The organism is Mesorhizobium sp. CNPSo 4689, assembly GCF_057784325.1.
Genome location: NZ_JBWLUZ010000023.1, coordinates 79,943 through 90,395, shown reverse-complemented (window position 1 = coordinate 90,395; position 10,453 = coordinate 79,943). Strand labels below are relative to the sequence as shown.

Sequence of the window (10,453 nt, the reverse complement as noted above, 5' to 3'; positions counted from 1 at the left end):
TGCTCAACAGACGCGACAACCCGGGTGCGAAGATCCATCGAGTAAGGCTTGCCCATCCGTGCCGGCCTCCTTGTCCAGCCAGCACGTTGAATCAGATTTCCAAGCCTTAGGGAATCCCAGCCGATTCAGCCTCAATTCATTCCGCTCTAATGATTCCGGCGCTTTATACAGCTGATGCCGTTTCGCACGAACATCGCCCTGATGTACGATCGTGAGCGCGCCGGGCGGGAAGTCATCGCGAGCGCCGGTATTGTCGACCCAGCCAGACGGCAAAGCCATCGCCGGCGGGGCGGAACGCGGCCACGATGCCGCCAAAAAGACGCTCGGGCGTAAGCGTCAAATCGGGGCTGTATCTCGCTATGTGGCGACAGCATGACGCGGACTTTGCTGAACGTAGCCGCGAGGTGTGGACCAAGTGCGCTACCGCATACATGCGCATCCCGCCCTGATGGCGTGGATTGCCGCCAGCGTTTCGTTCGTACGATCCGGGTTCACTGCTTCAGGCCAAGCCGACAATTTCACTGCCGCAAAATCGGCTTCCGGGTTGATATAGATGAATTGGCCAAAAGCCCCGCGGCACGTATAGGCACGCCGGTCCGGGTCCTCAATCCAGAACTGGTTGTGGTAACCACCGGTCGGTAGGATGGTCGGCACTGATGATGTTGAAGACGAGAAAGATCGCGGCTCGCCCAAGGATAGGTCGCGATTACCGCTTCGCGTCTCCTCGATCCATTCCGATGGAATGATCTGCTTCCCGTTTAGCGCTCCGCCCCGCAGGAGCAGCAACGCGAACCGGGCATAGTCACGAAGCGTCGCATTGAAGCAACCACTCGCCACGGCAAAACCGCCATGGTCGACAGTCATATAGGCGTCTTCCTCCGCGCCCATTGGCGCCCAAAGTTCGGTGCTGATGAGCTCCGCCAGCAGCTTCCCGCTTGCACGCTGCATGATGAAGCCCAGCACGTTGGTCTCGGTCGACCGGTAGTCGAACAGTGCGCCATGCGGACGCTGCTGCTCGGTAAGTCTCAAGATGAACTGCCACATAGTTTGAGGGTCGTCGGCAGTTTCCAGTGGCTTTAATCCCGCAGCTCTCTGCATCATGTACGCGTGGGTACCAGGCTGTGTGTAGGGTCCAGTAACCGTTACACCGGTGGTCATGTCGAGCACGTGCTGAACTGTGGCGCCGCGATAGGCGGTCGCTTCAAGTTCCGGCAGATAGCGCGTCACCGGGCTGCCTGTGTCGATGAGTCCCTTGTGGACAAGTATGCCGCACAGCGTCGCCGTAATCGACTTCGATACTGACATGGCGTGGTGCTGACAGTGCGGCTCCAGGCCGTTCATGTATCTTTCGGCTATAACCTGGCCGTGGTGCAGAACAAGAAATCCGTCGGTAAAGCTGCCGTCCAGAAACTCGCGGATGGTGGAATGCCGTCCGGCAACCTCAAACTCGATGCCGTCGATGTCGCTGATCCGCTCCGGAAGCTGCAGGACAGGTCCTCGGCCGCGCCAGATTGATGCGCTCGGCGCAAACTCGCGAGCATGCTGAAACGTCCAGCGGTTGTACGGAGCGAAATCCCACTCCATTCGCGGGATCATCGGCCCGCCCGGCTTCGTCGGATCGGGCTGCCAGCACTCGAGGCTAGAGTTGTTCATGATTTCTCCTCTATTGGTACCAAGTACGAAAAAACCTCTGGGGCCGTCCTACAAATCTGGTCGAGGTGGAGACAGCGCGCTAATCAACACGTGTTGTTCTCTAGGTCGCAGACTCGTGATCTGAGCCTCTGCTCAGCTCACAACGCGCCGCGGAGATCCCGCTGACGAAGTAGTGTACGGTCGGGGAGGTATGCCGATCGTTGAGACAGCCTCAGCCTACGGGCGGCCCGCCTCGGCGAAGCTCGGTGAAATTGATTAGGAATTAGTTCTGTTCTGGACAAGACGTATCGTACCCATCAGCAGGATTGAGATGACGACGACGATGGTCGAGACAGCCGCAATGACTGGGGTGAGATTTAAGTTGATGTCCTCGAACAGCTTTCTGGTGATCGTCTTCCCTCCGATCCCAGAGATGAAGAAGGCGACAGTCGCTTCATCGAAGGAGGAGATAAAAGCGAAGACTGCGCCAGTGATCACGCCGGGGGCGATTTGCGGCAGGACGATTTCGAAGAAGGTGCGGCCGCGTCCGGCCCCGCAGCTGAGGGCCGCCATCTCGAGAATGGGGTCGAAGCGCTGGAGCGCAGCGGAAACGGAAATGATCACATAGGGAACCGTCAGCATGGTATGAGCGAGCAGAAAGCCGAAGAAGTTCCCCGTCAAGCCAAGCGGCGCAAAGAACAGATAGAGTCCGATCGCCATTATGATGGAAGGAATGATCAGGGGACCGAGCGCCAAAGCGAGAATAAATGATTTCCCCGGCAGATCCCCTCGGATCAAGCCAATTGCGGCGAGGGTCCCAACCAGCGTCGCTGAAATGGTAGTGAAGAATGCGATGCGCAGGCTGAACAGAGTCGCAGCCATCCAGTCAGGGTCACTGAAATACTCGACGTACCAGTGCAGAGTCAGCCCAGAGGGCGGAAACTCAATATAGGGAGCACTGCCGAATGAGATTGGTATGACGATCAGCGTGGGCAGAATCAGGAAGAACAGAATGAGCGCAACAACGAGGCCAGCGGCGACCTTGCCGAGGGCGAGAGGGCGAAATGGGCGTGCCTGGCTCAAAGCGATAGTCTCAGACATTGCCGAATCCTCCGGAGTTGGCCAAGACCCTGCGGAACAGGAAAGTAAGGACTAATGTAACCGTAAGAAGAAGCATCGCCAGCGCGCCCGCGAAAGGCCAGTTGAGCAGGAGCGTCGTCTGCTGTCCGATCAACGTCGACATCATTAGCGTTTCGGGCCCACCCACAAGGGCCGGCGTGACGTAGAAACCGAGCGCCAGGATGAAAGTCATCAATGTGCCTGCGAAAACACCGGGCAGACTAAGTGGCAAGGTGACTTTCAGAAACGTTGTGAACACTCCGGCGCCAAGATTTGCTGCGGCCTGCGGCAGTTCCTTTGGAATGGTGCGTAGTGAGCTGTAGATAGGTAGGATCATGATAGGTATCAGCACATGTGTCATGGCGAGCAAGACAGTGCCTTCGGTATAGATGAGCTTGAGCGGTTGATCGAGGACCCCGGTTCCGATGAGGATGTCGTTGATGATGCCCTTACGCTGCAACAGAATGATCCAGGCGTAGGACCGCACAAGAACTGAGGTCCATAGTGGAATCAGGACGCAGCCTGCGATCCAGAACGCGAGCCTGCCTCCGGCCCGCGCCATCGCGTAGGCAACTGGATATCCGAGCACGAAAGCTCCAACCGTTGTCACGAATCCAATCCAGAGCGTACGCAGCAGAACCTTCAAATATAGCGGTTCGGCGAATATGCGGACATAGTTGTCGAGAGTGAAGCCAGGGTCGAACAGGCTGCTGACCAGCATGCGGCCAACCGGGTATAGAAAGGTAAAGAACAAGAGCAGAAGCAGCGGTAGAACAAGTATAGCTGACAAAACCAGGGGATATCGGCCACCGGTCCCGGTGACCTTGAAGAGCCGCGCAAAACGCAGCGCTGGGGCGAGATTAACGCGAGACTCGTCGACACTGCTCATTGGCTGTCGCCCTTGCCTGAAAAAAGGTGAATGGAATTTGCCTGAAACAGGATATCGACCGCATCACCGCGCGCGAATGTCGACAGGTCTCGGGCTGCCGATGCGTGGATATGCAGCGGTGGGCCGCTGCGTCCAACGATGTTGACCAGAAGAATCTGGTGCGTCCCAAGATAAATCGAGGTGTCCACGGTGCCGGGAACAGCATCCGGGCCGCCGGTGCCGCGTGCGGTTAGAGAGATGTTCTCCGGCCGGATCGCGGCCCGCAGCGACAGTCCAGGAGAAAGCTCAAAGGCATGTCCGTTGAGTGGTCGCGTAACACTGAGAGTTGAGGCGTCGGTGACCCGGATCTGGTGGCCTGCCTTCTCGGATCCTAGATATTCGACCGGTAGGAAATTCATCTTGCCGATGAAATCTGCCACAAACGGAGAGACGGGCTCGCTATAAAGGCTGGCGGGGCTGCCTATCTGGGCAATCTGGCCGCTGTCCATGACCGCGATGCGGTCCGACATGGTTAACGCTTCCTCCTGGTCGTGGGTCACATAGATGACAGTGACCCCAAGACGCTGCTGAAGCGCCTTGATCTCGATCTGCAACTGTTCGCGGAGTTTTTTGTCGAGCGCGCCGAGGGGTTCGTCCATCAGAAGCACTGGGGGCTCGAACACTAGCGCCCGCGCAAGGGCAACCCGCTGCTGCTGCCCCCCCGACAACTGAGATGGCATCCGACTGCCATAGGCGTCGAGTTGGACCATGGCGAGCGCCTCGCTCACGCGCCGCTTGATCTGCGCGCGATCCATTTTTCGCATACGAAGGGGGAACGCCACATTGTCGTTCACCGACATGTGGGGGAACAGGGCATATTTCTGAAAGACCATGCCCACGTTGCGCTTATTGGGAGCAACATGCGTGATATCGGTCGCACCGATCTCGATGAGCCCCGTAGTCGGCAACTCAAAGCCCGCGATCATCATCAAGAGGGTCGTTTTGCCGGAACCCGAGGGCCCGAGGAGCGAGAGGAACTCTCCGGGCTTCACGTCGACCGAGACATCCTCTACTGCCGTGACCGATCCGTAGCGTTTCGCAAGCCGGCGGACCGTGACACTTTCACCCTTCATTACGTTCTCCGCATATGTTTGAGCTCAGTGCGAATAGAGCCGGTACGTGCAAAATTCACGCCAGCCCCGATCGAACAGTCTCTGCCACTTCTATTCCGCCATGTTATGCAATGATAATCCCGGCAAAAACCCGGTGTAGTTATGATTTGACCCTATTCGTTATGATCGCAGGACGTCTTCCGTTGCCGACCTCCACTTTGAAGTTGTCAAGGAGGGCTTCCATTTTAGCCACGTGATCGCGGGAGAGCCGGATGCGATTTCGGTATGCAACGGCAGCGACCGGCGCAGCAAGATACACGGGCAAGGTTGCGGGTTCGATCCGCGCCTCAAGCCAAGTCGGGTAGGGGGCGAAAAACGTTCTGATCCTTTAAGTGCTCACCAGTCGTGTTGGCGAGAATATCTCCTGCTGGCAACACTACTTGGTTTCTGCCAGCCGCTGTGCCTCAGTAACACAGGGCTGCTCCATACCACCATCCTAACCCTAAGAGATAAGCCGTCAACTTGAGCTAATTCCGATCGAACGGTTGAGCGTTTCGACTGCGCCGCGCCATCTTAGACGCGCCTTCCGATAACGTGTTCGTCCACAAGCCGGTCGTGCCGGTTGTCGTGCGGCCAGTCGGAAATTCCAAGATCGGTCTGGCCAGATCACCATCGTCCTGTGGACGATGGTGATCAGAAAGAGCGGCCCCGATCATAAATCTTTGGGCCTCGGAATAACTCTGGTCGCTCGCAAGCCGGCAGCATTTCCGAATAGATAGGCGTCGAGAGCTTGGTTCTGCGATGCAATTCACGTCCGCAAGCCAATTGACACCTGTAGAGCTGGCAGAACCCTATAGAGCGAGCAGATCGCATCGGGCGCTGCCCCGCAATGAACTATAGATCAACTCTGGGCGAGTAAATGAATAATGGATAAGGTCTATAGCGAGGCGGGTTCGGCGCTGAACGGTCTGTTGTTTGATGGGATGTTGATTGCTGCGGGCGGGTTCGGCCTCTGCGGTATACCGGAGTTGCTGATCGATGCGATCCGGGAGGCGGGCACGAAAGACCTGACGGTCGCATCCAACAATTGTGGTGTCGACGACTTTGGGCTCGGCGTGCTCCTGAAGACGAGGCAGGTCAAGAAGATGATCTCCTCCTATGTCGGTGAGAACGCCGAGTTCATGCGGCAGTATCTGAGCGGTGATCTGGAGCTCGAGTTCAACCCACAAGGGACGCTCGCGGAGCGCATGCGTGCCGGCGGTGCCGGCATCGCCGGCTTTTACACCAAGACCGGCGTGGGCACCGTCGTGGCAGAGGGCAAGGAGCACAAGGTCTTCGGTGGGGAAATCTACGTCCTCGAAACAGGCATCGTCGCCGATCTGTCGATCGTCAAGGCCTGGAAGGCGGATCCATCAGGCAATCTCGTCTTCCGCAAGACGGCGCGCAACTTCAATCCGCCGGCCGCCACCTGCGGCAAAATCTGCGTGGCCGAAGTCGAGGAGATCGTGCCCGTCGGCAGCCTCGATCCCGATCAGGTCCACCTGCCGGGGATCTACGTGCATCGCCTGATCCAGGGCGAGCACGAGAAGCGCATCGAACAGCGCACCACGCGCGCGGCGGCTTGAGGGAGGGAGATAACATGGCCTGGGATCGCAACCAGATGGCGGCGCGGGCCGCGCGAGAGCTTGAAGACGGCACCTACGTCAATCTCGGCATCGGCATTCCAACGCTGGTCGCCAACTATATTCCCCCTGGCGTGCATGTGACGCTGCAGTCTGAGAACGGCCTGCTCGGCATTGGTCCATTCCCGTCAGAGGAAGAGATCGACGCCGACCTCATCAATGCCGGCAAGCAGACGGTGACGGCTCTGCCGCATTCGGCCTTCTTCGACTCGGCCCAGAGCTTTGCCATGATCCGCGGCGGCAAGATCGCCATGGCGATTCTGGGCGCCATGGAAGTGGCGGAGAACGGCGATCTCGCCAACTGGATGATCCCGGGCAAGCTGGTCAAGGGCATGGGCGGCGCCATGGACCTTGTCGCCGGCGTGAAGCGGGTGGTGGTCGTCATGGATCACACCAACAAAGCCCGGGAGTCGAAGGTGCTGAAGAGATGCACGCTCCCGCTCACCGGCCAAGGCGTCGTCGATCGCATCATCACCAATCTTGGCGTCCTCGACATGGTCGAGGGGGGGCTGAAGGTCGTGGACTGCGCCGACGGCGTCGCTGAAGATGAACTCCGCCGCGCAACCGAAGCAACGATCGTCAACTAAGGCGGGTCCCGAAGGAGCCCAGTTCCAAAATATGGGAGCCATTATGAGCAGAACATCCATCGTCGTCGCTAGCGCAGCCCGCACAGCGGTCGGCTCCTTCAACGGCAGCTTCGCCGCCACGCCGGCGCATGAGCTCGGCGCCGTGGTCATCAGGGAATTGCTCGCGCGCTCCGGCGTCGAGGCCGCGGAAGTCGACGAGGTCATCCTCGGCCAGGTGATGACCGCCGCACAGGGGCAGAACCCGGCCCGTCAGGCCTCGATCAATGCCGGCCTGCCCAAGGAGACCACCGCCTGGGGCCTCAACCAGGTTTGCGGCTCGGGCCTCAGGGCAATTGCGCTCGGCATGCAGCAGATCGCCACCGGCGATGCCAAGGTGATCATCGCCGGCGGCCAGGAATCGATGTCGCTGTCGCCGCACGCGCAGCACCTGCGCGCCGGCGTCAAGATGGGCGACTACAAGATGATCGACACCATGATCAAGGACGGCCTGTGGGATGCCTTCAACGGCTACCACATGGGCAACACCGCCGAGAACGTCGCCCGCCAGTTCCAGATCACCCGCGACGACCAGGACGAGTTCGCGCTCGCCTCGCAGAACAAGGCCGAAGCCGCGCAGAAGGCCGGCAGGTTCAAGGACGAGATCGTCGCCGTCACCATCAAGGGCAGGAAGGGCGATACCATCGTCGACCAGGACGAATATATCCGTCACGGCGCGACGCTGGATGCCATGACCAAGCTGAAACCGGCTTTCGACAAGGACGGCACGGTCACCGCAGCCAACGCTTCCGGCATCAATGACGGCGCCGCCGGCGCGCTACTGATGACCGAGGCCGAGGCTGCCCGGCGCGGCATCACCCCGTTGGTCCGCATCGCCTCCTGGGCGACCGCCGGCGTCGACCCGGCGATCATGGGCACCGGCCCGATCCCGGCCTCGAAAAGGGCGCTGGAGAAGGCCGGCTGGTCGGTCAAGGACCTCGACCTCGTCGAGGCCAACGAAGCCTTCGCAGCGCAGGCCTGCGCGGTCAACAAGGGCATGGGCTGGGATCCCTCGATCGTCAACGTCAATGGCGGCGCCATCGCCATCGGCCATCCGATCGGCGCCTCCGGCGCCCGCGTCTTCAACACACTGGTATTCGAGATGCGCCGTCGCGGCGCCAAGAAGGGCCTGGCCACGCTCTGCATCGGCGGCGGCATGGGCGTCGCCATGTGCGTGGAAGCGATGTGAGGCGAGGACGGTGTGATGACCGCCGGAGAATTCCGCCTCTGCGATGTTTCGCTTGATCGATCTTTCAGCGGTCAAGATGCCCGGATAGATCGTGAGCACGACCTTGCGATTGGTGCTGTGCTGGAATGCAATACGTTCATTCCTGCAGGGCACAGCGGCGGTCCTTATCGTCTTAAGCTCGAAGTGGCGGACGAACGCCTGGCTCTCCATATCGCCGACGAAAACGGCGCCCATGTCGCAAGTCATCATCTCTCGCTTAGTCCCTTCCGCCGGCTGTTTAGGGACTACACGCGTATTTGCGAGAACTACTACGACGCCGTCCGCCGCCCTGGTCCAGAACGGTTGGAGGCGATCGATATGGGCCGGCGCGGCATCCACAATGAGGCCTCCGAGCTTCTGAAAGAGCACCTCTCAGCGAAAGTAAGCGTCGACAAAGACACCGCTAGGCGGCTGTTCACGCTGATCTACGCTTTGCTCGCGCAAAATGAAACCCGTCGGGGTCTGTTGAGCTGAAGCTGATGCTCGAAGCACGCCACGATCAAGGAGTGCCGAGAACCAATGGGTTCACACGCCCACTGCTTCGTAATTGTGGATACGCATCAAGAGGGTGGAGGGCCGAGAGCTCAACCGCCAACCCACGAACAAGAAGGGAGACGTTTCGTTGGCTGTAGCATCAGAACTCCAGATTAAAATCGGGGAAGAAAATCCTCGACGGTCGCCGCGATATGAGCATCACCAGTCGAACTGCGGCAGCAAACACATGAGCGCGAGCATGCAGGATAGTTCTGCTGGTTTTTTGGAGAGCGTCGACCAGAACTTCCGTCACGCCATGACGTTCCTAAATCTGCCGGAGGGATTGGCGGAGCGGATCATCCAGTGCAACTCGACCTACACGGTGCGCTTCGGTGTCAGGCTGCGCGGTCGCATGTACAGCTTCATCGGCTGGCGATCGGTCCACAGCGAACACTGCGAGCCGGTGAAGGGCGGCATCCGCTATGCGCCCAATGCCGATGCCGAGGAGGTGGAGGCTCTTGCCGCGCTGATGACGCTCAAATGCTCGCTGGTCGACGTGCCGTTCGGCGGCTCGAAGGGCGCGCTCAAGATCGACCCGCACGAGTGGACACCGCAGGAACTCGAGCGCATCACCCGCCGCTTCACCCAGGAATTGAACAAGCGGGGCCTGATCGGCCCTGGCCTCAACGTTCCGGCACCCGACATCGGCACCGGTGAGCGGGAAATGGCCTGGATGGTGGACGAGTTCCGGCGCGCCAATCCGACCGATGTCGTCAACGCGCGTGCCTGCGTCACCGGCAAACCGCTGTCGAAGGGCGGTATCGCCGGCCGCACGGAGGCCACAGGCCGCGGCGTGCAGTTCGCCATCCAGAGCTTCCTCAGGGATCCGCGAACCATAGGACTGAAAGGCCGGCGCGATCTCAAGGATGCATCCGTCATCGTTCAGGGCTTCGGCAATGTCGGCTATCACGCGGCCAAGTTCCTGTCCGAAGGCGATGGTGCTCGCGTGACCGTCGTGGCTGAACGGGACGGCTATGTCTCCAACCCGGAAGGCCTGGCGATCGAGACGCTCAAGCAGCATCATATCCGGACCGGCAGCATCCTTGGGTTCGATGGAGGCAAGTCGCTTGCCGGCGAGATGACCGGCATCGAACAGCCATGCGACGTCCTCATTCCAGCGGCAATGGAGAATGCGATCCATTCTGGAAATGCGGAGCGCATCAAAGCCCATCTCGTTGTGGAAGCTGCAAACGGCCCGGTCACGTTCGAGGCGGACAAGATCCTCCGTTCGCGCGGCGTGACGATCCTTCCCGATCTCTATGTCAATGCCGGCGGCGTGGTGGTCAGCTATTTCGAATGGGTGAAGAACCTGACGCACATTCCATTCGGCCTGATGGAAAGGCGCCGACGGGAGCGCCGCAACCAAACCATTGCCGGAGCACTCGAACGCATGACCGGCAAGGAATTCCCCGCCGATATCCGCGACGAGTTCCTCGAAGGCGGCGCGGAAATCGATCTGGTTCGTTCCGGACTGGAAGACGTCATGCGTAGCACCTGGGGACGCATCGCCGATCTGATCGAAGAGCAACCGGATCTGGGTGACTACCGGACAGCCGCCTATGTGGCGTCCATTCGGCAAGTTGCGGACGCCTACGAGGCGATCGGCATCTGAGCCCTGGGCTGAGACATGCAATCCGCGCAGCAACGGAACGGCA

At 59.7% G+C, this 10,453-nt stretch carries 9 protein-coding genes; 5 read left to right on the top strand and 4 right to left on the bottom strand.

From position 1 onward, the window contains the following. Positions 1-420: 420 nt before the first annotated feature. The 4 genes from AC04SI_RS24005 to AC04SI_RS23990 all read right to left on the bottom strand — a co-directional run bounded on the left by AC04SI_RS24005 (position 421) and on the right by AC04SI_RS23990 (position 4,752). Positions 421-1,653: a serine hydrolase domain-containing protein gene (locus AC04SI_RS24005; RefSeq protein WP_488475023.1), complete on the bottom strand. Its 1,233-nt coding sequence runs from the start codon at positions 1,651-1,653 to the stop codon at positions 421-423. 255 nt (positions 1,654-1,908) lie between these two features. Continuing rightward, positions 1,909-2,733 carry an ABC transporter permease gene (locus AC04SI_RS24000; RefSeq protein WP_488475022.1) on the bottom strand — a complete coding sequence of 275 codons (825 nt, stop codon included), beginning with the start codon at positions 2,731-2,733 and terminating at the stop codon, positions 1,909-1,911. Next, the gene (locus tag AC04SI_RS23995; RefSeq protein WP_488475021.1) at positions 2,726-3,640 is read right to left on the bottom strand and encodes an ABC transporter permease; all 915 of its coding nucleotides are present in this window, start codon (positions 3,638-3,640) and stop codon (positions 2,726-2,728) included. Before AC04SI_RS23995 ends, AC04SI_RS24000 begins: the two co-directional genes overlap by 8 nt. Beyond that, positions 3,637-4,752, bottom strand: a complete 1,116-nt coding sequence (locus tag AC04SI_RS23990; protein WP_488475020.1) for an ABC transporter ATP-binding protein — start codon at positions 4,750-4,752, stop codon at positions 3,637-3,639. Before AC04SI_RS23990 ends, AC04SI_RS23995 begins: the two co-directional genes overlap by 4 nt. Positions 4,753-5,657: 905 nt before the next feature. Here AC04SI_RS23990 and AC04SI_RS23985 point away from each other — a divergent pair. The 5 genes from AC04SI_RS23985 to AC04SI_RS23965 all read left to right on the top strand — a co-directional run bounded on the left by AC04SI_RS23985 (position 5,658) and on the right by AC04SI_RS23965 (position 10,410). Next, on the top strand, positions 5,658-6,356 hold the full coding sequence (locus AC04SI_RS23985; RefSeq protein ID WP_488475019.1) for a CoA transferase subunit A: 699 nt from the start codon (positions 5,658-5,660) through the stop codon (positions 6,354-6,356). Positions 6,357-6,370: 14 nt separating this feature from the next. Further along, positions 6,371-7,000, top strand: coding sequence for a 3-oxoacid CoA-transferase subunit B (locus tag AC04SI_RS23980; protein WP_488475018.1), 630 nt, complete (start codon positions 6,371-6,373; stop codon positions 6,998-7,000). Between the two features lie 43 nt (positions 7,001-7,043). After that, complete coding sequence (locus AC04SI_RS23975; protein WP_488475017.1) at positions 7,044-8,225, top strand: acetyl-CoA C-acetyltransferase; 1,182 nt, start codon at positions 7,044-7,046, stop codon at positions 8,223-8,225. 15 nt (positions 8,226-8,240) lie between these two features. After that, entirely contained in the window at positions 8,241-8,738 is a 498-nt protein-coding gene (locus tag AC04SI_RS23970; protein ID WP_488475016.1) for a UPF0262 family protein, read from the top strand. Between the two features lie 316 nt (positions 8,739-9,054). Beyond that, positions 9,055-10,410: a Glu/Leu/Phe/Val family dehydrogenase gene (locus tag AC04SI_RS23965; protein ID WP_488475031.1), complete on the top strand. Its 1,356-nt coding sequence runs from the start codon at positions 9,055-9,057 to the stop codon at positions 10,408-10,410. Positions 10,411-10,453 lie beyond the last annotated feature (43 nt).